Annotated in this window: 24 protein-coding genes; 11 read left to right on the top strand and 13 right to left on the bottom strand. The window is 70.8% G+C overall.

Annotated elements, in window-relative coordinates; all coding sequences use genetic code 11:
- Positions 1-19 precede the first annotated feature (19 nt).
- From ACY0MJ_RS17390 to ACY0MJ_RS17355, 8 genes are all read left to right on the top strand, one after another.
- Entirely contained in the window at positions 20-1,954 is a 1,935-nt protein-coding gene (locus ACY0MJ_RS17390; protein WP_462639798.1) for an FTR1 family protein, read from the top strand.
- Between the two features lie 71 nt (positions 1,955-2,025).
- Entirely contained in the window at positions 2,026-2,421 is a 396-nt protein-coding gene (locus ACY0MJ_RS17385; protein ID WP_462639797.1) for a group III truncated hemoglobin, read from the top strand.
- Positions 2,421-4,070: a cbb3-type cytochrome c oxidase subunit I gene (locus ACY0MJ_RS17380; protein ID WP_462639796.1), complete on the top strand. Its 1,650-nt coding sequence runs from the start codon at positions 2,421-2,423 to the stop codon at positions 4,068-4,070. The genes ACY0MJ_RS17385 and ACY0MJ_RS17380 overlap by 1 nt, the downstream gene beginning before the upstream one ends.
- Entirely contained in the window at positions 4,060-4,662 is a 603-nt protein-coding gene (locus tag ACY0MJ_RS17375) for a cbb3-type cytochrome c oxidase subunit II (protein WP_462639795.1), read from the top strand. The genes ACY0MJ_RS17380 and ACY0MJ_RS17375 overlap by 11 nt, the downstream gene beginning before the upstream one ends.
- On the top strand, positions 4,659-5,276 hold the full coding sequence (locus ACY0MJ_RS17370) for a c-type cytochrome (RefSeq protein WP_462639794.1): 618 nt from the start codon (positions 4,659-4,661) through the stop codon (positions 5,274-5,276). Before ACY0MJ_RS17375 ends, ACY0MJ_RS17370 begins: the two co-directional genes overlap by 4 nt.
- A gap of 10 nt (positions 5,277-5,286) precedes the next feature.
- On the top strand, positions 5,287-5,919 hold the full coding sequence (locus ACY0MJ_RS17365) for an SCO family protein (protein WP_462639793.1): 633 nt from the start codon (positions 5,287-5,289) through the stop codon (positions 5,917-5,919).
- Positions 5,916-6,509 carry a hypothetical protein gene (locus ACY0MJ_RS17360; protein WP_462639792.1) on the top strand — a complete coding sequence of 198 codons (594 nt, stop codon included), beginning with the start codon at positions 5,916-5,918 and terminating at the stop codon, positions 6,507-6,509. Before ACY0MJ_RS17365 ends, ACY0MJ_RS17360 begins: the two co-directional genes overlap by 4 nt.
- A gap of 12 nt (positions 6,510-6,521) precedes the next feature.
- Positions 6,522-6,971 carry an OsmC family protein gene (locus ACY0MJ_RS17355; protein WP_462639791.1) on the top strand — a complete coding sequence of 150 codons (450 nt, stop codon included), beginning with the start codon at positions 6,522-6,524 and terminating at the stop codon, positions 6,969-6,971.
- 24 nt (positions 6,972-6,995) lie between these two features.
- Here the strand turns inward: ACY0MJ_RS17355 and ACY0MJ_RS17350 are convergent, their stop codons facing one another.
- From ACY0MJ_RS17350 to ACY0MJ_RS17340, 3 genes are read right to left on the bottom strand one after another with little or no spacing between them, the layout of a single operon-like run.
- A complete protein-coding gene (locus tag ACY0MJ_RS17350; RefSeq protein WP_462639790.1) occupies positions 6,996-7,961 on the bottom strand; it encodes a Bug family tripartite tricarboxylate transporter substrate binding protein in 966 nt (321 codons plus the stop codon).
- Positions 7,958-9,778 carry an acyclic terpene utilization AtuA family protein gene (locus ACY0MJ_RS17345; protein ID WP_462639789.1) on the bottom strand — a complete coding sequence of 607 codons (1,821 nt, stop codon included), beginning with the start codon at positions 9,776-9,778 and terminating at the stop codon, positions 7,958-7,960. Before ACY0MJ_RS17345 ends, ACY0MJ_RS17350 begins: the two co-directional genes overlap by 4 nt.
- Complete coding sequence (locus ACY0MJ_RS17340) at positions 9,775-10,914, bottom strand: CaiB/BaiF CoA transferase family protein (RefSeq protein WP_462639788.1); 1,140 nt, start codon at positions 10,912-10,914, stop codon at positions 9,775-9,777. The genes ACY0MJ_RS17345 and ACY0MJ_RS17340 overlap by 4 nt, the downstream gene beginning before the upstream one ends.
- A gap of 104 nt (positions 10,915-11,018) precedes the next feature.
- Between ACY0MJ_RS17340 and ACY0MJ_RS17335 the strand changes: the two genes are divergently transcribed.
- Both ACY0MJ_RS17335 and ACY0MJ_RS17330 read left to right on the top strand, forming a co-directional pair.
- A complete protein-coding gene (locus tag ACY0MJ_RS17335) occupies positions 11,019-11,945 on the top strand; it encodes a LysR family transcriptional regulator (protein WP_462639787.1) in 927 nt (308 codons plus the stop codon).
- 90 nt (positions 11,946-12,035) lie between these two features.
- A complete protein-coding gene (locus tag ACY0MJ_RS17330; RefSeq protein ID WP_462639786.1) occupies positions 12,036-12,821 on the top strand; it encodes an SDR family NAD(P)-dependent oxidoreductase in 786 nt (261 codons plus the stop codon).
- On the opposite strand, the gene ACY0MJ_RS17325 is transcribed toward ACY0MJ_RS17330, so the two are convergent.
- Genes ACY0MJ_RS17325 through ACY0MJ_RS17300 form a run of 6 tightly spaced genes read right to left on the bottom strand, consistent with a single transcriptional unit; the run spans position 12,818 to position 18,196 of the window.
- The gene (locus ACY0MJ_RS17325) at positions 12,818-13,549 is read right to left on the bottom strand and encodes a cyclase family protein (protein WP_462639785.1); all 732 of its coding nucleotides are present in this window, start codon (positions 13,547-13,549) and stop codon (positions 12,818-12,820) included. The genes ACY0MJ_RS17330 and ACY0MJ_RS17325 overlap by 4 nt on opposite strands.
- Entirely contained in the window at positions 13,542-14,381 is an 840-nt protein-coding gene (locus ACY0MJ_RS17320) for an alpha/beta fold hydrolase (protein ID WP_462639784.1), read from the bottom strand. The genes ACY0MJ_RS17325 and ACY0MJ_RS17320 overlap by 8 nt, the downstream gene beginning before the upstream one ends.
- 16 nt (positions 14,382-14,397) lie before the next feature.
- Positions 14,398-15,369 carry a Bug family tripartite tricarboxylate transporter substrate binding protein gene (locus tag ACY0MJ_RS17315; RefSeq protein ID WP_462639783.1) on the bottom strand — a complete coding sequence of 324 codons (972 nt, stop codon included), beginning with the start codon at positions 15,367-15,369 and terminating at the stop codon, positions 14,398-14,400.
- A 35-nt stretch (positions 15,370-15,404) separates the two neighbouring features.
- On the bottom strand, positions 15,405-16,403 hold the full coding sequence (locus ACY0MJ_RS17310) for an aminopeptidase (protein ID WP_462639782.1): 999 nt from the start codon (positions 16,401-16,403) through the stop codon (positions 15,405-15,407).
- Positions 16,404-16,430: 27 nt separating this feature from the next.
- Positions 16,431-17,249: an SDR family NAD(P)-dependent oxidoreductase gene (locus ACY0MJ_RS17305; protein WP_462639781.1), complete on the bottom strand. Its 819-nt coding sequence runs from the start codon at positions 17,247-17,249 to the stop codon at positions 16,431-16,433.
- 5 nt (positions 17,250-17,254) lie between these two features.
- The gene (locus ACY0MJ_RS17300) at positions 17,255-18,196 is read right to left on the bottom strand and encodes an NAD(P)-dependent oxidoreductase (protein ID WP_462639780.1); all 942 of its coding nucleotides are present in this window, start codon (positions 18,194-18,196) and stop codon (positions 17,255-17,257) included.
- Positions 18,197-18,265: 69 nt separating this feature from the next.
- Between ACY0MJ_RS17300 and ACY0MJ_RS17295 the strand changes: the two genes are divergently transcribed.
- Positions 18,266-19,066 carry an IclR family transcriptional regulator gene (locus ACY0MJ_RS17295; protein WP_462639779.1) on the top strand — a complete coding sequence of 267 codons (801 nt, stop codon included), beginning with the start codon at positions 18,266-18,268 and terminating at the stop codon, positions 19,064-19,066.
- Here ACY0MJ_RS17295 and ACY0MJ_RS17290 read toward each other — a convergent pair whose 3' ends face one another.
- From ACY0MJ_RS17290 to ACY0MJ_RS17275, 4 genes are all read right to left on the bottom strand, one after another.
- On the bottom strand, positions 19,067-20,410 hold the full coding sequence (locus ACY0MJ_RS17290) for an MmgE/PrpD family protein (protein ID WP_462639778.1): 1,344 nt from the start codon (positions 20,408-20,410) through the stop codon (positions 19,067-19,069).
- On the bottom strand, positions 20,407-21,390 hold the full coding sequence (locus tag ACY0MJ_RS17285; protein WP_462639777.1) for a Bug family tripartite tricarboxylate transporter substrate binding protein: 984 nt from the start codon (positions 21,388-21,390) through the stop codon (positions 20,407-20,409). Before ACY0MJ_RS17285 ends, ACY0MJ_RS17290 begins: the two co-directional genes overlap by 4 nt.
- 14 nt (positions 21,391-21,404) lie before the next feature.
- The gene (locus ACY0MJ_RS17280) at positions 21,405-22,373 is read right to left on the bottom strand and encodes a Bug family tripartite tricarboxylate transporter substrate binding protein (protein WP_462639776.1); all 969 of its coding nucleotides are present in this window, start codon (positions 22,371-22,373) and stop codon (positions 21,405-21,407) included.
- Positions 22,374-22,454: 81 nt separating this feature from the next.
- Positions 22,455-23,957 carry an AMP-binding protein gene (locus ACY0MJ_RS17275; RefSeq protein WP_462639775.1) on the bottom strand — a complete coding sequence of 501 codons (1,503 nt, stop codon included), beginning with the start codon at positions 23,955-23,957 and terminating at the stop codon, positions 22,455-22,457.
- Between the last annotated feature and the right edge of the window lie 366 nt (positions 23,958-24,323).

Genomic DNA, 24,323 nt, shown 5'->3' with positions numbered 1-24,323 from the left:
CTCCCGCTTGCGACCCACCATGAAGTCCGCCTCCGCCCTCTCCTGCCTCCGCGTCCTGCTGTTTCTCCTGTGCGCCGCCTGCCTGCCCGCCGCCGCGCAGACGGCGCAGGACCGGGCGCAGACCGTGATCCACATGCTCGACTACGTCAGCGTGGACTATCCGGAGTTCGTGCGCGACGGCAAGGTGCTCGACGAGCCGGAGTACCAGGAGCAGCGCGAGTTCGCCAGCCAGTCCGTGGCGCTGATCGGGCAGCTGCCCGCGGCGCCCGAGCAGGCGGCGGTGCTGGCGAAGGCGCGCGAGCTGCTCGCGCGCATCGACGCCAAGGCGCCGGGCGACGAGGTGGCGCGGCTCGCGCGCGGCGTGGCGGCCGACGTGGTGCGCGTGTACAAGCTCGCCACCGCGCCCAAGCAGGCGCCCGATCTCGCCCAGGCGCGCACGCTGTTCCAGGCGCAGTGCGCGGCCTGCCACGGCGCCAGCGGCCACGGCGACGGGCCGGCGGCCAGGGGCATGGACCCGACGCCCAGCAACTTCCACCACGCCGCGCGCATGGACCAGCGCAGCGTCTACGGCCTGTACAACACCATCACGCTGGGCGTGGGCGGCACGCCCATGCGGGCCTTCAGCGAGCTGTCGGAAGACCAGCGCTGGGGCCTCGCGTTCCTGGCCGCCGGACTGCGCGCCGACGCGGAGAGCATCCGCCGCGGCGAGGCGCTCTGGAAGGAAGGCCGCGGCAAGCAGGAGCTCGGCACGCTGCGGGCGCTCGTGACCCAGGCGCCCAACGCCGTCGCGCAGCAGGGCGGCGCGGAGCTCGCCGACGTGCGCACCTACCTCACGGCGCACCCGGAGGTGCTGGACGCCGCCCGGCCGGCGCCGCTGGACCTCACGCGCGCGAAGCTGCGCGAGGCCGTGGCCGCCTACCAGCGCGGCGACGCGGCCGCCGCGCGCCAGCTGGCGATCACTTCCTACCTGGAAGGCTTCGAACTGGTCGAAGCCAGCCTGGACAACGTCGCGCCGGAGCTGCGCACGGAAACGGAGCGCGAGATGATGGCGCTGCGCTCGGGGATCGACGCGCGCGAGGACGCGAGCGCGATCGCCGACCGGGCGAGCCGCATCGAAGCGCTGCTCGATCGCGCTTCCGAAGCCCTGACCGGCGACGCGATGTCGCTGCAGGCCGCCTTCGTGAGCTCGCTGCTGATCCTGCTGCGCGAAGGCCTGGAGGCGATCCTGGTGCTGGCGGCGATCGTCGCGTTCGTGGTCAAGACCGGGCGGCGCGACGCGCTGCCCTACATCCACGTCGGCTGGATCGCCGCCGTGGCGCTGGGCCTCGCCACCTGGTTCGTCGCGAGCTACCTGCTGGAGATCACCGGCGCCAACCGCGAGCTGACCGAGGGCGTTTCGGCGCTGCTCGCCTCCGCGATGCTGCTGTACGTGGGCTTCTGGCTGCACAAGCGCTCGTACGCGCAGGCCTGGCAGGCCTTCATCCGCGAGCAGGTGACGGCGGCGCTCGGCAAGCGCACGCTGTGGGCCATGGCCGGCATCTCCTTCCTGGCCGTGTACCGCGAGCTGTTCGAGATCGTCCTGTTCTACCAGACGCTGTGGGCGCAGGCCGGCCCGGAGGGGCAGGGCGCCGTGCTCGCCGGCATCGCGGCGGCGGCGGTGGCGCTGGCGGCGATCGCCTGGGCGATCCTGAAGTACAGCGTGCGCCTGCCGATCGGGCCCTTCTTCACCGCGACCTCGGCGCTGCTGGTGCTGATGGCGGTGGTCTTCGTGGGCCACGGCGTCGCGGCGCTGCAGGAAGCGGGCGTGCTGCACTTCACCCCCACGCACTTCGTCTCGCTGCCGCTCCTGGGCGTGCATCCGAGCGTGCAGGGGCTCGCCTCGCAGGGGCTGGTGGTGCTGCTGGTGGTGGCCGGCATCGCGGCCAACCGGCGCATGGCGCGGCGCGCTTCCTAGCACCCCCACGCAGCAGTGCGCTTTGCGCCAGATCAATAGATGCACATTATGTGAATCTTATAATCGGGGCCATGCCAAGCCCCGATCTCTGCACCGAGGAAGAGGTGCACAGCCTGGTCCACGGCTTCTACGCCCTGGTCCGCGAGGATCCCCTCCTCGGCCCCATCTTCGACACCCACATCCGCGACTGGACGCCCCACCTGGCCACGATGGTGGACTTCTGGTCCGGCGCGCTGCGCGGCACCGCGCGCTTCCGCGGCACGCCCATGCCCAAGCACGCGGCGCTCCCCGGCCTCAGCGCCGACCTGTTCGGCCGCTGGCTGATGCTGTTCCGGCAGACCACCGCGGGCCTCGGCAACCCCGCCATGGAAGAACGCGCCAACGACCTGGCGCACCGCGTCGCCCAGAGCCTCTGGTACGGCTACCAGATGGCCCGCGGCGTCGACCTCATGGAAGGACACGCGTGATGGACAGCGCCATCCTGAGCCTGCTGGGCGCCTTCCTGCTGTCCATCATCGGCCTCTTCTTCTTCATCTGGTCGCTGCGCAAGGGCCTGCTGGTGGAGAACCCGACCGCCGCCTCGGTGATCTTCGCGCGCGGCGAAGTCGGGCGCGTGGACGACCCGGCGCTCGCCAGCGGCGAGGAGCAGGCGCTGCAGGACGCGGCGCAGCCCGCGCCCGCCCACGCCGCCGACGCCGGCGACCTGCAGGCGCGCGTGGCGGCCGACCGCTCCAGCGCCTTCCCCGTCTTCATGTTCGCGGCCTTCGCCTGCTTCTGGCTGCTGCTCGGGTCCATCGCGGGCCTGACCTCCTCGCTCAAGCTGCACATGCCGGACCTGCTCACCGAGCAGGCCTGGATGACCTTCGGGCGCCTGCGCACCGTGCACTTGCAGGCCGTGCTCTATGGCTGGATCACGAACGCGGCGCTGGGCATGATCCTGTGGCTGCTGCCGCGCCTGCTGCGCACGCGGCTGCAGGGCGCGATCTGGACGATGCTGGGCGGCGCGCTGATCAACACCGGCATCGCCGCCGGCATCGGCGCGATCGCCGCGGGATGGACCGCCGGCATGGAGTACCTCGAGATCCCGTGGCAGATCGGCATCTTCATCGCCGCCGGCTTCGCCCTCATCATCCTGCCGGTGCTGTTCACGCTGGTGAACCGCAAGACCGAGCACCTGTACGTGACGGTCTGGTACTCGGTGGCCGGCCTGCTGTGGATCACGCTGCTGTTCGTCGTGGCCAAGATGCCGGGCGTGCACACCGGCGTGCAGCAGGCCACCATGAACTGGTGGTACGGCCACAACGTGCTGGGCCTGTGGTTCACGCCGGTGAGCGTGGGCGCCATCTACTACTTCCTGCCGAAGATCATCGGCCGGCCGGTGAGCTCCTACAACCTGTCGATCCTGGGCTTCTGGACGCTCGCCTTCTTCTACGGCCAGGTCGGCGGCCACCACCTGATCGGCGGACCGGTGCCGGGCTGGCTGATCACGCTGTCCATCGTGCAGAGCATGATGATGGTGATCCCGGTGATCGCCTTCACGATCAACATGGGCGGCACGCTGTGGGGCCGCATGCACCTGGCGCGCCACTCGCCGACGCTGCGCTTCATGATGTTCGGCGGCCTGATGTACCTGGCCTCGTCGCTGCAGGGCTCGATGGAGGCGCTGCGCAGCGTCAACCAGGTCGCGCACTTCACGCACTACACGGTGGGCCACGCGCACCTGGGCGCCTACGGCTTCGTCAGCATGGTGCTGTTCGGCGCCATCTACTTCATGATGCCGCGCGTGCTGAACTGGGAGTGGCCGTACCCGAAGCTGATCACGGTGCACTTCTGGCTGGCCGCCGTGGGCATAGCCATCTACTTCGTGGCGCTCACCATCGGCGGCTGGCTGCAGGGGCTGGCCATGCTGGACCCGGCGCGCGCCTTCATGGAATCGGTGACGCTCACGATCCCCTACCTCAAGTGGCGCTCGATCGGCGGCACGCTGATGGTCGCCAGCCACATCGTGTTCGTGGGCCACTTCCTCGCGATGGCGCTGCGCTTCGGCCCGATGCGCACCGGCGCCGCGCTGTTCGGCGGCGCCCGCGCCGACCTGGAACCCGCATATGGAAAATGAAGTCAAGCTGGCCTCGGGGGCGATGGTCGCCCTCGGCGTGGCCACGGCGGCCCTGGTGGTGCTGCCCTACGTGCAGGTGCGCGACATCCAGCCGCCGGCGCAACTGAAGCCCTACACCGACGCGCAGCTGCGCGGGCGCGAGGTCTACATCGCCAACGGCTGCGTGTACTGCCACAGCCAGCAGCCGCGCGACCGCTCCCTGGGCCCCGACCTGCAGCGCGGCTGGGGCCGCGCCTCGGTGCCGGGCGACTACTACTACGACAAGCCGCACCTGCTGGGGAGCATGCGCACGGGGCCGGACCTGTTCAACATCGGCGCGCGCCAGCCCAGCAAGGACTGGAACCTGGGCCACCTGTACCAGCCGCGCGCCTACGTGAAGGACTCGATCATGCCGTCCTACCCCTACCTGTTCCGGGTGAAGGACGCGAAGGAGGCCGAGCGTGAAGGCGAGGAGCCGCTGAAGCTGCCCCCGGGCTACGGCCCGATGGTGGACCAGGTGGTCGTGCCCACGCCGGAAGCGCTGGACCTCGTGAAGTACCTGCAGTCGCTGAACCACACGTACCCGGTGCTGCCCGCACCGCCCAAGCCATGAGCGAAGAACTTCCCGTGGGGCGCCAGGCCGCGTCGGCGCCCAGCCCCGCGCAGCTGCGCGAGGAAGTCGATCCCACCGAACGCAGCCGCCCGATCCCGCTGGTGGTCGCCGGCGTGACGCTCGCCATGGTGATCGCGGGCGCCGTCTACATCCTGTTCTCCGAGCCCTTCGGCGCCTCGGCGCTCGGCGACCAGCGCACGGTGGCCGACCTGGCCGGCCCGCCCGCCGGTGCGGTGGCGGACGGCAAGCAGGTCTTCACCGGCAACTGCGTGGCCTGCCACCAGGCCAACGGCGCCGGCCTGCCCGGCGTGTTCCCGCCGCTGGACGGATCGGAATGGGTCACCGGCGAACCGCGCGTGCTGGCGAACATCCTCCTGCACGGCATCAACGGCAAGATCGAGGTGAAGGGCCAGTCCTACCAGGGCTCGATGCCGGCCTTCGGCCAGCTGGGCGACGCCGAACTGGCGGCCGTCGCCAGCTACGTGCGTTCGAGCTGGTCCAACAAGGCGGAGGCGCTGGAGGCCTCGCTGTTCGCCGAGGAGCGCAAGGCGCGTCCGCGCGACAAGCCCTTCGACGGCGGCGCCGAGCTGAAGACCCTGGCCGGCTCGCCCTGAGGGACGCCCGATGCTGCGCACCACCGTCCTCTGCGCCGCCCTGCTGGGCGCCGCGTACGCCAGCGGGGCATGGCTCACGCACGACTTCCAGGTGTGGACGGCCGAGGGCGCGCGGCGGCTGGAGGTGGCGCTCGCGCCCGTGCCGGCGCCGGCCTTCGCGGTCGAAGGTCCCCAGGTCGCCGAGCGCGACCTGCAGAGCCTGCTCGCCAACGGCGACGTCAGCATCGTCGAGTTCTTCTACAGCAACTGCCAGACGGTCTGCCTGGTGCAGGGCACGATCTTCCAGCAGATGCAGGCCACGCTGCAGGCGGCCAAGGGCGAGGATGCCGCGCGGGTGAAGCTGCTGGCGATCAGCTTCGATCCGCAGCGCGACACGCCGCAGGCGCTGGCCGCGTATGCCAGGCGCATGGAGGCCGATCCGAAACACTGGCGCTTCGTGCGCCTGCCCGACGTGCAGGACACGCGCAAGCTGCTCTCGGCCTTCCAGGTCGTGGTGGTGCCCAACGACTTGGGCGACTACGAGCACAACGGTGCACTCCTCGTCGTGGATCCCCAGGGCCGGCTCGTGCGCGTGTTCGATCTCGCGGAGCAGCAGCTCGCGCTGGACTACGCCCGCCACATCGCCGCGGGAGGCCAATCGTGAGGCGGCGGCTCTCTCTCATCGCCGGCCTGGCCTTGCCGCTCGTGCTGGCGCTGCCGCCGCTGCGTGCGCTGCTGGAAGCGAGCATGAGCCTGCACATGCTGGCGCAGTTCCCGCTGCTGATGCTGGGCGGCTTCCTGCTCGCGGGCCACGTCCCGTCCGCCTTGTCCGCGCGCGTGCAGCGCTGGAACGCCTACGGCATCAGCGGCCTCGTGCTGGTCGCCTTGGTGCTGGCGCTGGCGATGATCCCTCGCCTGCTGGATCTCGCGCTGGTGGATCCCTGGATCGAGACGGCGAAGTGGCTGGCCCTCGTCGCGGCCGGCGCGGCGCTGCGCGGCTCCTGGCAGCGCGCCGGGCTGGTGGTGCAGGGCTTCTTCCTGTTCAACGTGCTGCCCATGATGGGCGTGGCCGGCCAGCTGTACCAGGACTCGCCGCTGCGCCTGTGCAACGCCTACCTGCTGGATGACCAGCTCTGGCTCGGTCAGGCGCTGGTGGTCATCGCGTTCGCGCTCGCCTTCGCCTGGATGGCGCAACTGTTCGTGGTGCTCGCGCGGCGCGACGCGGGGCACCTCCCGCAACCCCAAGCCGACTGAAGGACGCAAGCCATGCCGCAGGCCTTTCCCCACCACTACCGCACGCGTGCCGAAGCCAAGCCGGAGGGGCCGGTACGCGTCGGCGCCCAGGGCCTCACGACCATCGAAACGCTGCCGCCGCCGGAGTTCGACGGCCCGGAAGGCTACTGGTCGCCCGAGAGCCTGCTGCTGTCGGCCGTGGCGGACTGCTTCACGCTCACCTTCCGCCGCGTGGCGCGCGCGTCGAATCTCGAATGGCAGGACCTGCAGGTGGAAGTCCACGGCGTGCTGGACCGCGTGGACGAGGTCACGCGCTTCACGCACCTGACGATTTCGCCGCGGCTGCGACTGGCGGCCGGCGCGAGCGAGACGCTGGCGCTGACCGTGCTGAAGAAGGCGAAGTCGCTGTGCCTGATCAGCAATTCGCTGAACGCGCAGAGCGAGCTGGCGCCGCAGGTGCTGGCCGCCGCCGCGCAGGGCTGAACCCCGGCGCGGCGCGGCCGCGCCTCACTGCGGCTGGATGTTCGCGTCGCGGGCCAGCTGCACCCACTTCCTGATCTCGGCCGCCTGGAAGCCCTTGAGCTCCTCGGGCTTCATCACCATCGGCTGCATGCCGGTGGCGGCGAGCTTCTCGCGCATCTCCGGCTTCTGCAGCACCTCGTTGATTGCGGCGTTGAGCCTGGCGACGCGGTCGGCCGGCATGTGGGCGGGCCCGAACACGGCCAGCCAGGCGGTGATGTCGAAGCCCGGGAAGGTCTCGCCGAGCGCGGGCCACTCGGGCACGAGCGCAGCGCGCTTCGACGACGTGACGCCCAGCGCGCGCATCTTGCCACCCCTGGCCTGGGAGAGCGCGTTCGGGATGTCGACGAAGGTGAAGTCGACGATGCCGGCGATCGTGTCGGTGACGGCCAGCGGGATACCCTTGTACGGCACGGGCAGCACGTCGACCTTCGCCAGCTTGTTCAGCAGCGCGATGCTGGTCTGCGAACTGGAGGAGCCGTAGCCGGCCGAGACCTTGCCCGGACGCTGCTTCAGGTACGCGACGAATTCCTGGAGGTTCTTCGCCGGATGCTCCGCGCGCACCATCAGCACCAGCACGGTGTCGCCGACGCCCGCGATGGGCGTGAGATCCTTGACCGGGTCGTAGGGCAGGTTCTTCATCAGCGCGACGTTGGACGCGGCCGGCGAATTCGACGCGAACAGCAGGTTGTAGCCATCGGGCGCCGAGCGCACCACGTCCATGGCGCCGATGGAGCCGCCGGCGCCCGGCTTGTTCTCCACGATGAAGGACTGGCCCAGCGTGACCTGCAGCTGCTGCGCGAGCATGCGCGCGCCGATGTCGGTGCCGGACCCGGGCGGGAAGGGCACGACCAGCCGCACCGGCTTGTCGGGGTAGCCGCCCTGGGCCTGCACCGACAGCGCCGCGGCCAGGCCGAACGCGAGGGCCACGCCCCGCAGGAATGCTCGTCTCATCGTCTTTCGTCTCCGTGTTGTCTGGAAGGGGCGCCGGCGGCGACCCAGTCGGTCGGCACGCGCACGCGCATTTCGAGCGCGCGCTGCCCGTGCGCCTTGCCGAGCGGGTCGATGCGGCGCGAAGCCATGCCGCCGCCGCCGAGCGCGGCGTGCATGAGGAAGTTGAACGCGGCCAGCCCCGGCGCCTCGAAGCGCTGCACGGGCCCCTGCACGGTTCCGGCGAAGTGTTCCGCGATGCGCTCGCAGGTGAGCTCGCGCTTCAGGTGCGCGTGGAAGCGCGGCTCGCGGCAGAAGATCGCCACGTTGGAGAAGTCGCCCTTGTCGCCCGAGCGCGCATGCGCGACGGCCAGCAGCGGCACTTCCACCAGTTCGCCTTCGGCGCGCGCTTCGGGTTGCGGATCCGGCACCTGTGCCACCGCACCAGCACGCCAGGGTGTCCCCGCCGGCACGGCCACGGCGAAGGCCGGGTCCGCGTCCAGGTGCACGCGCGGCGCGGGCAGGCGCGTCTTGTCGACGAGGAAGGTGTAGAGCCGCACGATCGGCGAGGGCTTGGGCCGCCCGCCGATGAAGGCCGCCGTGCCCTGGGCGAAGCTCAGGCCGGACGAGCCGACTTCGCGCGCCAGCAGGTCCAGGGCCTTGGGATCGGGGTGCTCCGCCACCAGGCGCAGCACGACTTCGCGGCTGGCGCGCGCCTGCGATTGGGCGCCGTAGCTCGCCTCGGCGCCCAGCACCTCGACGTGCGTCGCCGTGAAATCCGGGAAGCCGCGCTCCTGCAGCAAGGCGCGCGAGCGGGCCAGCAGCGCTTCGGCCGTGCGCTCCGCCTTGCGGGCGGCATCCGTGCCGATGATGCAGACCAGCGAAGTCGCGCGCCAGCCGTCCTGCCACGTCGCGGACACCTTGTATTGCGTGGTCGGGGACCGGCCGCGCGCGCCGGTGATCCGGACGCGATCCGGGCCGTCCTGTTCCAGCCGCAGCTGCGAGAAGTCGGCGACGACGTCAGGCAGCACGTAGGCCGCGGGATCGCCGATTTCATAGAGCACCTGCTCGCCCACCGTTCGCGGCGTCACGAGCCCGCCCGTTGCTTCCGGCTTGGTGATGGCGAAGCTGCCGTCGGCTTCGCACTCGGCGATGGGATAGCCGATGTTCTCCCAGCCGGGGACCTGCTCCCAGTCGGTGAAGAGGCCGCCGGTGGCCTGCGGACCGCACTCGAGCAGGTGGCCCACGAGGCTGCCCGCCGCGAGACGGTCGTGGTCGCCTTCGGCCCAGCGGAATTCGTGCATGAGGATGCCGAGCGCCAGGGCGCTGTCGGCGCAGCGGCCGGTGATGACGATGTCCGCGCCGGCGTCCAGCGCCGCGGCGATCGGCAGCGCGCCGAGGTAGGCGTTGGCCGTGAGGAGGCGGCGCGGCAGCGGCTCGCCGCTGACCCATTCGCGCACGCCTTCGCTGCGCAATTCCTCCAGCAGCGGCAGGACGTCGTCGCCGTCGACCGCCGCGATGCGCAGCGGCACGCCGCGTTCCGCGCAGGCGGCTTCCAGCGCCTGCTTGCACGCGAGCGGATTCACCCCGCCGCCGTTGGTGACGACCTTCACCTTGCCGCGCGCCAGCGTCTCCAGGTGCGGCTGCAGGTAGCCGATCACGTCCGGCGGGAAGCCCGCGGCCGGGTCCTTCATGCGCGCGCGCGCCAGCAGCGACATGGTCACTTCCGCCAGGAAGTCCATCATGAGGTACTGCACGCCGGCGCCCAGCAGCTGCGGCACGGCCATCGGGCTGTCGCCCCAGGCGCCGCTGGCGCCCCCGATGCGGATGCTGCGGCTCATCGCGAGGCCTCCTGCACGCCGTGCGCGGCGTTGTCGCGTCCCAGGGCGGGGGCGGCGCGGTCCCAGCCGGCGCGCACGCCGTCGATGGACAGCGGCAGCGCGGTAAGCGCGAAGTCGGCGTCCGCCATCGGCTGCAGCATGTCCAATGCCTCGACCTGCGGATGCGCGAGTGCTTCGGGCAAGGAATGCACGGGCGCGCAGGGCACGCCGGCCTCGGCGAAGCGCTCGATCCAGTGCGTGCGCGGCTGCTGCCGCAGCAGCGCCGTGAGCTCGGCGACCAGGGCGTCCTTGTTCTGCAGCCGCGCGCGGTTGGTCGCGTAGCGCGCATCCTCCATCCAGCCCGGCCGGCCGAGTTCGGCGGCCAGTTTGGCGAACAGGCGGTCGTTGCCGCAGCACACGAGCAGCGGCCCGTCGGCTGTGTCGAAGGCCTCGTAGGGCACGAAGCCCGGGTGGCCGGAGCGATGGCGCTGCGGCAGCCTGCCCTCGTTGCGCCACGCGTCGGCCTTCTGCGCGTTCCAGGTCAGCGCAGTCTCCAGCAGCGAGGTGGCCACCACGCCGCCGCGGCCCGTGCGGGCCCGCTGGGCCAGCAGCGACAGCGCGCCGATCACCAGCCACATGCCGGAGCCCTGGTCGCAGAGGGACGTCGCCGAGCGCATGGGCGGATCGTCGGGGCCGCCATTGGTGCTCGATAGCCCGCTGAAGGCCTGGATCAGCGGCTCGTAGCCGGGACGCATGGCCATGGGTCCGCGCGCGCCGAAGGCGGAGATCTCGCAGTAGATCAGGGCGGGGTGGCGCGCACAGGCCGACGCGGCGTCGATGCCGAGGTCGCGGGTGACGCCGGGACGCAGGTTGTGCACGAGGATGTCCGCCCGGGCCAGGAGCCGTTCCAGCCCGGCGCGGCCCGCTTCGGTCTTGAGGTCCAGCGCGACCGACTGCTTGCCGGCGTTGAACACCTGGAAGATCAGCGAGTCGCCCGCGTGGAAGGCGGCGCCCATGCGGCGGGCGTCGTCGCCGCCTTCGGTGCGCTCCACCTTGATCACTTCCGCGCCGAGGCCGGCGAAGATCGAGCCGGCGAACGGACCGGCCAGGACCTGGCCGAGTTCCAGGACGCGAATGCCTTCGAGAACCTTGAGCACGCGGATGCTTCCTCCTGCAGATGGAAGGGGCAGTCTAGGCAGGCCCCGGCGATAGAACAAGGACAATGAAGGTATATGTGTGATCCGCTTTCCTGATCAGCCCCATGCGCATCAAGCTCACCCTGCAGCAGCTGGAAGCCTTCGAGAAGGTGGCAACCAGCGGCAGCTTCCGCGCCGCGGCCCAGGCGCTGTTCGTCTCGCAACCGGCGCTGAGCCGCACCATCCGCATCGCCGAGGGCACGCTGGGCGCGCGCCTGTTCGACCGCGACACGCGCCGCGTGGCGCTCACGCCGGCCGGCGAGGAGCTGCTGCCGATCGCGCGGCGCATCCTGCAGGAGTTCGACAGCGCCTTCAGCGAGCTCTCGCAGTTCGTCGATGGCCGGCGCGGGCACGTCACCGTGGCGTCGCTGCCCTCGGTGGGCGTCGCGATCCTGCCGCGCACCGTGGCGCGGCTGCAGCGCGAACTGCCGGGCGTGGGTTTCACGCTGGAGGAGGCGCCGGCCGCGCCGCTGCTGAAGCTGGTGGAGCAGGGGCTGGTCGACTTCGCGATCACCGTGGAACCGCCGAAGGACGCGCGGCTGCGCTACACGCATCTGCTGGACGATCCCTTCGTGCTCGTGTGCCGCGGCGACGACCCGCTGGCGCGGCGCAAGTCCGTGCCCTGGACGGTGTTCTCCGGCCGCGCCTTCATCGGCAGCTCCGCCCAGGGCAGCATCGGCCCGATCGTCGACGCGGTGCTGCTGCGCGAATACATCGAGGTCGCGCGGACCTTCGACTACCCGAGCGTCGCGGCGGCCGGCGCGATGGTGGCGGAAGGTCTGGGCATCACGGCGCTCCCGCGCCTGGCACTGGGCCTGGTGGGCTCGCAGGAGCTCGTGGCCGTGCCGCTGCAGCGGCCGGCGGCGATCCGCCGCATCGGCATCGTGAGCCGCATCGGGCGCTCGCTGTCGCCGGCGGCGGAGGCCATGGTGCGGCACCTGGTGGCGGAGCTCGGCCGGCCTGGTTCCAGGCGAAGAGGCACCGCAGCGTGAAGCGGCGGCGCCCGCGCGCTGCGCGCAGCCAGGGATGCCGTTACGATCGAACGCGACCCGCCGCGGCGCGGGACGCAAAGGAAGGCGCACATGGATCTCGGCTTGCAAGGAAAACACGTCCTCGTCACGGGAGGCACCCGGGGCATCGGCCTCGCCTGCGCGCGCCTGTACCTCCAGGAGGGCGCTCGCGTCACGCTCTGCGGGCGCTCCGCCGCGTCGCGCGACGCCGCGCTGGCCTCGCTGTCAGGCGCCGGCCCGGTGAGCGCGCATCTCGCGGATGTCAGGGACGCGGCCGCGGCCCAGGCGCTGGTCGAGGCCGTGGAGTCGCGCGAAGGGCCGGTCGACGTGCTGGTGAATTGCGCCGGCGCCGCTGCACGCCGTCCCTATGCGGAGCTCGACCCCGCCGCATGGAAGGCCGCCTTCGACGCCAAGTTCCACGCCTACGTCAACGTCATCGATCCGCTCGTGAAGCGCATGGCGCAGCGCGGCAGCGGGGCCATCGTCAACGTGATCGGCATGGGCGGCAAGTTCCCCAAGCCCACGCACCTCGCCGGCGGCTCGGCGAACGCGGCCCTCATGCTGGCGACGGCCGGGTTGGCACTCGCCTATGCGCCGCACGGCATCCGCGTGAACGCGGTGAACCCGTCCCTCACCGTCACCGAACGATTGCAGGAAGGACTGGCCGCCGAAGCGCGCCTGCACGGCACCAGCGAGGAGGAAGCGCTGCGGCAGGCCTCGGCTTCCATGCCCTTGCGGCGGCTCGCGACGCCGGAGGAAGTGGCCGACGTCGTCGTCTACCTCAGTTCGGCGCGCGCGTCCTACGTGAGCGGCGCGATCGTGAACGTGGACGGGGCCGCCGGGGCGGCCGTCGTCTAGAGCGGCCGGGCCAGGACCCGTGCCGGCGCGCCGTCCGAACCTGCGATCGGCAGCGCCAGGAACATCGCCTCGACGCGCTGGCTGGCGAGCGGCGCCAGGTTGGTCAGGTGTTCGGCCACCAGCACGCCCTGCGACAGCAGGATCTGGTGCACGGGCCAGGTGAAGCCGCTGGGGCGCTTGTGCGCCGTCAGGTCGGGCGTGCTGAAGTCCACGCCGAGCAGCTTGACCTGGTGCTCCACCAGCCAGGACGCCGCGTCGATGGACAGATAGGGATGGTCTTCGTACTTCTCGGTGTTGACGTACTTCGCCCAGCCCGTGTCCAGCAGGACCATGTCGCCGGGCCGCAGCTGGGGCCGTGCGGCCTCCAGGTCCTGCGCGGTGATCACGCCGAACGGGTCCTTCTCGACGCGCCAGACCACGGCCGGGCCGTACAGCCGCTCCAGCGGGATCTGGTCGAAGGTGGGACCGTCGATCATGAAGTGCCGCGGCGCATCCACGTGGGTGCCGTGGTGGGCCACCATGTGGATCTCGGTGATGTTGGCGTTGCCCTCGGGCATGCTCAGGATCTGGCGGATCACGGGCTTGGGGAAGGCCGACGCGCGCGACAGGTCCTCGGTGAGGACGTGCGTCAGGTCCGTCCACGGGCCGGTGCCCGTTTCGCCGCGCGCGGCGGGCAGGGGCAGCCAGCCCTTCCATGCGCGCTTGATCGGTGCGTAGTGCTCACACATTGATGCCTCCTGTGGGCTCGCTGCGCTTCTCCTGCTCGTCGATGAAGCGCAGCGTGGCCTGGGCCGCCGCGTCCGGTGCGGTCGCGGCGACGTGGAACGAGTCGTTGGGGATCACGAGCAGGCGCGAGCCGGGGATCGTCGACTGCCAGGCGCGCGTGCCTTCGACGCCCGTGAGGTTCTGCGCCGGGTTGCGCGGATCGCCCGTGATCACCACCATCGTCGGGCAGGCGATGCGCGGCAGGACCGGGCGGATGTCGATGGTGTGCAGGTAGTCGATGAAGCCGGCCTGCGTCGACACGGGCGTGGCTTCCATCATGCGCGCCCACCACTCCTTGCCTTCCGGGGGCATCACGGAGCCGAGCCGGTTGGTCATCGTCCGGCGCACCCAGTGGCCGACGCCCAGCTCCTCGATCTCCCGCGAGGAATAGCCGGAGTTGGCGGTCACGACGGGCGTGCCCAGGACCGTGAGGCTGCGCAGCGCGGGCGGGCGGCTGCTCGCGAACTGCAGGGCCATGGTGCCGCCCACCTTCGCGGCGACGAGGTGGAAGGAGGCGATGCCGAGGGCGCGCGTCAGCGCCAGCAGGTCGTCGCCCACCTGCGCCAGCGACCAGGCGTGGTCGCGCGGCATGGGGGTGGAGCGGCCGAAGCCGCGCACGTCGAAGCGCAGCACGCGGTAGCGGCGCGCCAGGTGCGGGATCCACGCGTACCAGGCGTCGCTGTTCTCGGCCACGCCGTGCATCAGCACGATCCAGGGCGCGTCGGCCCAGGGATCGGTGAAGTCGTCGATGCGGTACCAGGTGTGCAGGTCCGGCGCCGTCTGGATCACCGGCATGGCGGTCCTCCTCGCCTCAGTCCAGCGAGATGTTCAGCTCGCGGATCAGCTTGTGCCAGCGCGGCACCTCCTGCTGCAGCACGCCGGCGAACTGCTGCGGCGTGTTGCCGACCGGCTCGTAGCCGATGTCGACCAGCTTCGCCTTCACGACCGGGTCGTGCACCGCCGCCTGCACCGCGGCCTGCAGCTTCGCGATCACCTCCGGCGGCGTGCGCGCCGGCACGACGATGCCCGCGAAGGCCTCCGCCAGCACGTTCGGGTAGCCCAGTTCCGCGAAGGTGGGCACGTCCGGCAGCTGGGGGATGCGCTTGGCATTGGCGACCGCGAGCGGGCGCACCTTGCCGCCGCGGATCAGGCCGCCGCCGCCGGCATAGTCGGTCATGGTGATCGGCACCTGGCCCGAGGCGACGTCCTGCAGGCTGAGCGCGCCGCCGCGGTACGGCACGTGGATCATCTCCAGGCCCGCTTCCTTCTTGAACAGCTCCATCGCCATCGCATGCGGGCTGCCGGTGCCGGCCGAGGCGTAGCTCAGCTTGCCGGGCTGCGCCTTCACCATCTGCACCAGTTCCTTCAGGTCCTTGGCCGGCGAGGCGGGGCCCGCCACCAGGATGGTGGGCAGGCGTCCCATCAGCGAGACCGGCGCGAAGTCCTTCGAGGGGTTGTACGGCAGCTTCCTGTACAGCGCCGGGTTGTAGACCAGCGTGCCGTTGTCCGCGGAGAAGATCGTGTAGCCGTCCGGCGCGGAGCGCGCGACTTCGGTCGCGGCGATGGCGGAGGCCGCGCCCGGCTTGTTCTCGATCACCACCGGCTGGCCCAGCTCGCGCGACAGCGCCGGCGCGATCATGCGCGCCAGCGCGTCCGAGCCGCCGCCGGCGGCGTACGGAATGATCCAGCGCACGGGCCGGTTGGGATAGCCCTGGGCCGCGGCGGCCCCGAGCAGTGCCAGCAGGCCGAAGCCCAGGATCGCGGAACGCAGTGTGCGGATCATGTTGTCTCCTCTCGAGGGGTGGGTCGGATCGGTGTTCAGTCGTCCAGCAGGATGCGGCCGCCGCGCGTGAGCACCTGCCCGTCGACCGAGATCTCGGGATGGCGGATCACGCCTTCCAGGCGCAGCTTGGCGTGGCAGGTGCCGCCCAGCACCACGGTGTCGCCCAGGCCGATGTGCGAGGTGGCGTACATCTTCTTGTCGGTGCGCATGGAGCCGGTGGGCACCACGTTCTTGTTCAGGCCGATGGAGACTTCCGCCGGGCAGTTGTAGCTGTTCGGGTCGTTGGCCTTCTCGAGGATGTTGCGCCAGATCTGCGCCTGGTGGCCGCCCTCGATCTTCGTGACCATGCCCTTTTCCACCGTCAGGATGATCGGCTCCTTCAGCGCGCCGGTGGAGTGCGCCGTCAGGTCGAACACCACGCGGCCTTCGCCCGTGCCCTCGACCGGGCACACGTGCGATTCACCATCGGGGAAGGCGCAGCCGCCGCCCTTGCCGGGATGCAGCGCCAGCGGCATGCCGGCGATCGAGCGGCCCGGGCGGCCCTTGATGCTGGCAGTGAGGTCGGTGCCGTTCGGGCAGGTGACGCGCACCGTGTTGCCCTCGGTGTAGACCTTGGCGATCTTCTGGCCCAGGCGGTTCATCGCCTCGTAGTCGGCCCAGGCCGGGCCGCCTGGCTTGAGCATGTCGACGGTCAGTTCTTCCATCAGGATGAACTTCTTGTTGGCCTCCACCAGGTCCTCGGTGATCTTGGCGTGCGCCATCGCCGTGCTGGTGAGGTAGATGACGAGGTCCACCTCGGGGTCGAGCGCCGCGTGCATGACGGGACTGGCCGGGTTGGCCGCGTGGTGCGCGCGCGGCGTCATCACGGTCACGACCGGCTCCATGTCGAGGCCGTTGGCAGCCGCCGCGAGGCCCTGCCAGAGCAGCGGGTCCATCTGCGTGTCGGTCATGATCAGGACCTTGTCGCCGGCCTTGGCATTCAGTTTCAGCGGGGTCTGGAAGACCTTGGCGAGCTCGATCAGCTTCTGGGACATTCGTTCACTCCTTGATTCGTGCGGGATTCAGGACCGGGCCGGTGCGGCGGCCAGGTCGCGCGTGCGGTCGTACTCTTCGCGCGAGCTGGTCGCGCCGATGTGCAGCCCGCAGTCGATGACGACGTGCGTGCCGGTGCAGGCGCTCGCCATCGGCGAGCAGAAGAACAGGATGGGCGCGGCCACTTCCTCGGGCTGCACCCAGCGGCCCAGCGGCAGCTCGCGCGGCACGCGGGCCAGCGTCTCGGCCGAGATCTTGGCCTTCATCTGCGGCGTGAGCACCGGGCCGGGCAGGACGGCGTTCACGCGGATGTTGTCGCGGCCGAGTTCGAAGGCCGCATGGCGCGTCAGGCCCAACACGCCGGCCTTGCTCGCCGTGTAGCTGACGCCGTTGTTCATCGACATGCGCAGGCCCGCGAGCGAACCCACCGTGACGATGGCGCCGCCCCCGCGCCGGCGCAGCGCCGGGCCGCCGGCCTTGATGGAATTGAAGGGACCGGTGAGGTTCAGGTCGACGATCGCGTGCCAGTCCTCTTCCGTCATGGTCGCGAGCGTCTGGCGCGATCCGCCGCCGGCCACGTTGACGATGAAGTCGAGCCCGCCGAACTCCTGCTCGGTGCGCTCGATCGCGGCCGCGTATTCCTGCAGCCGGCGCACGTCGAAGGCGCCCGCGATCGCACGGGCGCCCGAGGCACGCAGTTCGCTCGCGAGTTGCTCGACGCCCTCGCCGTTGCGGTCGAACAGCGCGACCGCCGCGCCCTCGCGGGCGAACAGGCGCGCCGTCGCCGAGCCGATGCCTCCGGCCGCGCCGGTGATGAAGGCGACCTTGCCGCCGATGCCGTAATCCATTGTCTTCAGTCCTTGGGGTGAGGCCGCGAGCGCACTTCCACGCCCGCGTCGATTTCCATGTGGCGGATCACCATGCTGTAGTCCGCCTGCGCGCCGCTGCGCTGCACGGCTTCCGTCCAGGCCTGGAGCGTGGCCGGCGCCACGAGGTTGTGCACGCCCTGCCGGCGCGCTTCCTCGATGAACAGGGAGAGGTCCTTGAGCATCAGCCCCATGGGGCCGCCGTAATCGAAGGTGCCGGGCAGGATGGACTTGGGGAACTTGTCCTGCGTCGCGGCGTTGCGGCCGGAGCCGGCGTTGATGGCATCCAGCAGCGTGCCCGCGTCCAGCCCGGCCTTGACGCCCAGCACCGTGGCCTCGCAGGCGGCGATCATCCCGGCGGCCGAAATCGCGTTGTTCACGAGCTTGCAGACCTGCGCGAGGCCCGGCTCGCGTCCGACGTCGAACAGCTTGCCGGCGATGGCGCGCAACTGCGGCGCGGCGAGCGCAAGGGCCTCGGCGCTGCCCGATTGCATGACGGCCAGCGTGCCGGCCTCGGCGCCGCGCGGCCCGCCGCTCACCGGCGCGTCCAGGACGGCGACGCCGTGCGCGGCCATGCGCTCGGCCAGCGCGCGCACGGAGGCGGGGCCCACGGTGGACGTCTCGACCACCACCTTCAGGGCCTGGCCGCCGGCCAGTTCGCGGGCGACCTGCTCGGTCGCTTCCACCGAGGGCAGGCACAGGAACACGACGCTGGCCGTGTCCGCGACTTCGCGCGCGGAGGTGCAGGCGCGCGCCCCGGCCTGCGCGAAGGCGGCGCGCGCACCGGCGTCGAGGTCGTGCACGGCGAGCGCGTGGCCGGCGGCCAGCAGCCGTCGCGCCATGGCCCCGCCCATGTGGCCGAGGCCGATGAATCCCGTGATGTCCGGCATGGATTCCTGTGTTGACGTATTCCGATTATCGGAATACATTTCTGTTATCAGGAATTTTAGCGGTCGCGGGCCGCAGCGTCAACGCGATGGCCGCCAACGGGAACGGACATGCCAACGAACACGGACAAGGAAGGATCCACCTCCTCGGGCACCGTCGCGCGGGTCGCCCTGCTGCTGCGCGTGCTCGCCGAGGGCGAGCACGATGCCAGCCTGAGCGACATCGCGCAACGCATGAAGCTGCCGGCCTCCACCACGCACCGGCTGCTGAGCCTGCTGCAGGAGCAGGGCTTCGTCGACCGGGACGCCGGAAGCCGCACCTACCGCCCCGGGCTGGAGTTCCTGCGCGTGTCCGGCCTCGTGACTTCGCGCGCGCAACTGACGGACGTCGCCCAGGGTTTCATGCAGGCGGTGGTGGACGAATGCGACGAGACCTGCATGCTGTCCGTCTACATGCCGCGCATCCGCGCCGCCATGATCGCCAAGGTGATCTACGGCAGCCATCCCCTGCGCTACGAGGCCACGCTGTACCAGCCCACGTCGCTCGCGTGGGGTTCCACCGGCCAGGGCATCCTCGCCTTCCTGCCGCCGGACGTGATCGAGGACATCATCGCGCACGACGGGCCCTCGCCTTCGAGCGGCAAGGCCGTGAAGCCGGCGCAACTGCGCCGGGACCTCGCGGCGATTCGGCAGCAGGGCTATGCGCATACGCGCGGCCAGAAGGTCCCCGGCGCCGTGGGCATCTCGGCGCCCGTGTTCAACAGCGGCGGCGTGGTCGCGGCGCTGTGCATCACCCTGCCGGACTCGCGCTTCGAGGAAGGCATGGAAGCGCGGCTCGCGCGGGTGCTGAAGGCGCAGGCCGCGCGCTTCAGCGATGCCCTCGGCTGGCGCGGCGTGCCGGCGGCTGCCTGATCAGGCCAGCATGGCGTCGACCTGCGTGAGCAGGCTGCGCGCCAGGGGCTCCTCGCCCGGTTCCACGCAGGAGAACAGCTTCTCCCGCAGCTGCGCGTCGTCCAGCGGCAGCTCCGCGTGGCCGCGGGCGAAGCGGATGGGCCCGCTGTCCAGCGACGTGCCGTCGCGCAGCGTGACCGCGACCTGGTCGGTGTAGGCGAAGGAAGGTTCCAGCGGGCACGAGGTCTGCACCGTCCGCGTCTCCACGCGCTGCATCAGCGCGCGCACGGCCGGGTCCTGCAGCGAGGACGCCGACACTTCGGCGATGCCCAGCCGCCCGCGCGCGATCGCGGTGGCGACGGCGAACTCCATGCTGAAGCGCGCCTCTGTCAGCGTGCGCGGATCGTGGTGCCGCAGCACGCCGGCCGTCGTTTCGCTGATCGTGGCTTGCACCGCGAGGACGTCCGCCGGCGTGAAGCGGTGGCGCGCCGCGAGGTCCAGCACGCCGTCGACGACACGATGGACCGCATAGCACACCGGGTATTTCTTGATGCCGGGGCGCATGCGCAGGAGGGTCGATGCGAAGTCCTCGGGCACCGCGCTGTCCAGGTCGACGCGCGAGGGGTCGCCCGCGAGCGCGACCAGCAGGCCGGCGCGCGCATCGAGCGCGTCGGCCGATGCGTCCAGCCCCGCCTGGGCCAGTTCGACGGCGTGGATCCCGGCTTCGGCGGCGCGGCCCAGGTGCAGCGGCTTGGTCATCGAGCCGAAGTTGGCGATGACGCCGCTGGCGGAACTCGCCGCGATGCCGAGCGCGTTCGCCGTGCGGCGCGCGTCCAGGCCGCGCAGCGATGCCACCGCCGCGGCCACCGCGACCACGCCGAACACGGCGCTCGGGTGCCAGCCCCGGGCGTGCAGGGAAACACGGATGCGCCGCTGCAGCTCGCTCCAGACCGCATAGCCCTTCGCGTAGGCCTGCACCAGCGCGAACCCGCCCTGGCCCGTGCGTTCGTGCTCCGCCAGCAACGCCGGGACGATCACCACGCTGGGATGACCGCCCAGGCCGACGTCGTCGTAGTCCAGGGCATGGCCCGCGACGCCGTTGACCAGCGCCGCCGAAGCGCTGTCGGCGCGCTCGGTGCCGAACAGCACGGACGCATGACCCTGCCCCGCGCCGCGCGTGCGCACCCACTGGTGCACCACGCGCGTGGGCTCTTCGCCGCGCCCAGCGAGGATGCACGCGATCGTGTCGATGAACGCGGTGCGAACGAGGGACGCGAGCGCGGCGCGGTCCGCCGCGGTGAACTGCGCGGATGCGTCGGCGCTGCAGCGCTCGGCGAGCGCCTGCGAGAGGGTCGTGCGCGTCACTCGGGCTTCAGGCCCAGCTTCCGCACGATGGGACCCCAGAGGTCATGCTCGCGCTGGACCATCGCGGCCGTCTGCTGCGGCGTCGCCGACACCGTCTCGTAGCCGGCCTTGACGAAGCTTTCCTTCAGGCCGGGGTCCGAGATGGCCTTGGTGTTGGCCGCGGCCAGCTTGGCGATCACGTCCTGCGGCGTCCCCGCGGGAACAAACAGCGCGAACCGGATGCTCGAATCCACGCCCTTGTAGCCGAGTTCGGCGACCGTCGGCGCATCGGGCAGCAGCGACGTGCGCTTCTCCGTCATCACCGCCAGCACGCGGACCTTGTGGCCCTGGATCAGCGGCAGCATGGAGCTCAGGCTGAAGGCGCCGAAGTGCGTCTGCTTGGCCAGCAGGTCCGTCACGGCGGGCGAGGTGCCGCGGTAGGTGATGTGCTGCAGCTTGATGCCGGCCAGGCTGGCCAGCTGCTCCATCGCCAGGTGCTGCGGCGAGCCGAGTCCGGCGGTGCCGTAGTTCATGCCGCGCGTGTCGGCCTTGGCGGCCTTCACCAGGTCCGGCAAGGACTTGATGGGGCTGCCGGCTTCCACGACGATCACGTTGGGCGACTCCGCCACCGTGCCCACCGCCACCAGGTCCTTCAGCGGGTCATAGCTCAGCTTGGGGAAGATGTGCGGGAACATGCCGATGATGGTCCCCTGCATCAGGATCGTGTGACCGTCCGGCGCTGCCTTGGCGACGAGGTCGTTGCCGATGTTGCCGGTGGCCCCGGGCCGGTTGTCGATCACGATCGGCTGGCTCAGCGAGGGGCGCAGCTTGTCGACCAGCATGCGGGCGAGCACGTCGGTGCCGCCGCCGGGCGGGAAGGGCACCACCAGCTTGACGGTCTGGGTGGGCCAGTCGGACTGCGCGGCCACCGGAGCGGCGGCGAAGGCGAGCGGCAGGCACGCCAGCAGGGCGGCGGCGGTGCGTCGGGAGATATGGCGCATGGTGTTCGGGTGCCTCATAGTTGGGGGATCTTCGCCTTGCGGACGAGGTCGGCCACGACCTTCTGGTCCGCGGCGATCTGGCGCGCGAACGCGTCTTCCTGCAGCGTGGACGGCACCAGGCCGGCCTGCACGAAGCGCTCGCGGATCTCGGTGCTGCCCGTGATGCTGCGCAGCGCCTTCGTCAGCTCGGCCACCACTTCCCGCGGGGTGCCCGCGGGCGCGAAGATGCCGATCCAGGCCGGGAACTCCAGGCCCTGGAAGCCCTGCTCCTGCGCCGTGGGGACGTCCGGCATCAGCGGCGAACGCTCCGGCGTCAGCACGGCCAGTGCGCGCAGCTTGCCCGCCTTGACCTGCGGCGCCGAGTTGGTGATGGAATCGAACATCACCTGCACCTGGCCGGCCAGCAGGTCGGTGGCGGCGGGCACCGCGCCCTTGTAGGGGACGTGCAGCAGCTGGGTGCCGGTGCGCGAGGCGAACAGCTCGCCGTTCAGGTGCAGGATGGTGCCCGGGCCCGACGAGGCGAACGCCACCTTGCCGGGGTTGGCCTTCACGTACTGCACGAATTCGGCGAGCGTGCGCGCCGGCACCGACGGGTGCACGACGATGGCCGTCGGGCCGTGGGCCAGCAGCGCCAGCGGCACGAAATCCTTTGCCGCGTCGTATGGGAGGTTCTTGCGCAGCACCGGCGCGATCACGTGCGTGGACGCGGACGTGAGCAGCAGCGTGTAGCCGTCGGCCGGCGACTTCGCCACCAGGTCGGCGCCGATGGTGCCGCCGGCGCCGGACTTGTAGTCCACCACGACCGGCTGGCCGAGCGCTTCCTGCAGCTTCAGCGCGACGGGACGGGCCACGACGTCGACCGGCGAACCGGGCGGGAAGGGATTGATGATCTTCACGGGACGCGCGGGATAGCCCTGCGCCCACGCCGCGGGCGCGGCCAGGGCGCCGGCCGCGAGCCAGAGGGCTGCTTCACGACGGTTCATGGAAACTCCTTCATCACCACTATTCCGATTAGCGGAATAGCATTCTGATAACAGGAATGGTACCGTCAGTGATGCCCCGAGTCAAACCCGGAGCCGTTCGCGCAATTCGCGCTTGAGGACCTTGCCGTAGTTGTTCTTGGGGAGCGCCGCGACGAATTCGTAGCGCTTGGGCCGCTTGAAGCGGCCGATGTGCTCCAGGCAGAGCGCATCGAGTTCGTCCGCTTCGACGCGCTGCCCCGTACGGAACACGACGAAGGCGACGACGACCTCGCCCCACTCGGGATCGGGCGCGCCCACGACCGCCACCTCCGCCACGGCCGGATGCAGCTGCAGCACCTCCTCGACCTCGCGCGGATAGATGTTGGAGCCGCCGCTGATCAGGACGTCCTTGCTGCGGTCCTTCAGCGTCAGGAAGCCGTCCTCGTCGAGGCTGCCCATGTCGCCCGTGAACAGCCAGCCATCGCGCAGCGCCGCGGCGGTGGCGTCGGGATCGCGCCAGTAGCCCGCCATCACGGTGTCGCCGCGCACCAGCACCTCCCCCACCTCGCCCACCGGCAGGGGCTCGCCCTCGGCCGTCGCCACGCGCACCTGCACCGGCGTCTGCGCGAAGCCGACCGACGCGAGGCGCTGCAGGTACCGCGGGTGCGCCACGTCGGACAGGTACGCGCGCGGCAGCGACGTGATCACCATCGGGCTCTCGCCCTGGCCGTAGATCTGCACGAAGCGCGGGCCCATGACGCGCAGCGCGCGCTGGATGTCCGCCAGGTACATGGGCGCGCCGCCGTACACGATGGTCTTGAAGCCTTCGCCGTCGGCGCCGGCGAACTCCGCGTGGTCCACCAGGCGCTTGACGATCGTCGGCGCGGCGAACATCGACAGCCGCCCCACGGTGCGGGCGAGCGCGAACATCTCCACGGGATCGAAGCCGCCCGAGGCGGGAACGACGTGGCGCGCGCCGGCCATCATGTGCGGGATCGCGTAGATGCCGGCGCCGTGCGACATGGGCGCGGCGTAGACGATGGCGTCGCGGCTGTCGATGGCATCGACGTCGACGAAGTACGTGAGCCCCATCGTCGCCAGGTTGCGGTGCGTGAGCATCACGCCCTTGGGCTTGCCGGTGGTGCCGCTCGTGTAGAAGAGCCAGGCGAGGTCCTCCGGCCGCCGCTGCGCCAGGTCTGCAGGCGGCGGCGAGAAGAGCGCGTCGTAGTCCGGGCCGGTCGCATCGATCGTGCGTCCCGGCGCCACGAGCCCGGCGCCGATGTCGGGCGTGACGAAGGCCCAGCGCGCCTGCGCATGGTCCAGGATCCACTGGGCTTCACGCAGGTGCAGCTTGGCGTTGATGGGTACCACGGCCAGGCCGGCCCACCAGGCGGCGTACATCAGTTCGAGGTAGGCGGGGTGGTTGCGCATGAACAGCGCGACGCGGTCGCCGGGCGCGAGGCCGCCCTCGCGCATGGCGGCGGCGAGGCGCGCGACCCGCTCCGCCAGCTGGCCGTAGTCCAGCAGCAGGCGATCGCCTTCGAAGAGGGCAGGACGGCGCGGATCGGACCGCGCGATGCGCAGGAGGGTGTGGGCGAGGTTCATGGCTGGTCCGCACGATAGTGCGTCCCGGCGCCCTCCCGCAAGCGCAAAAGGAAACGCCCGGTGGGGGACCACCGGGCGTCGAATTTGGTTGCGCGGGCAAGATTTGAACTTGCGACCTTTGGGTTATGAGCCCGTGTTTTCTTGTGCGTAGGTGCAGAGAGGTTGACCGATCAAGGATGGCTCCAGACGGGGTGAACTGTTAAAAATCAAGGACTTACCTCATCCTGCCCGTGACACCGACCGGCCCCTTTTGCGCCCGCGTGCCCACGTCCGTGTCACACCCCCGGAATGAACCGCGCCGGCTTTCCCGGAGGCTCCTACACTTGAGACGGAGCCATGAGAAAGTCAAAGAAGTTTTCCCCCGAG

The sequence above is a fragment of the Ramlibacter sp. bp-362 genome (assembly GCF_054956735.1).
The sequence above is the reverse complement of the archived record's forward strand: the minus strand, read 5'-3'. Positions and strand labels throughout refer to the sequence as shown.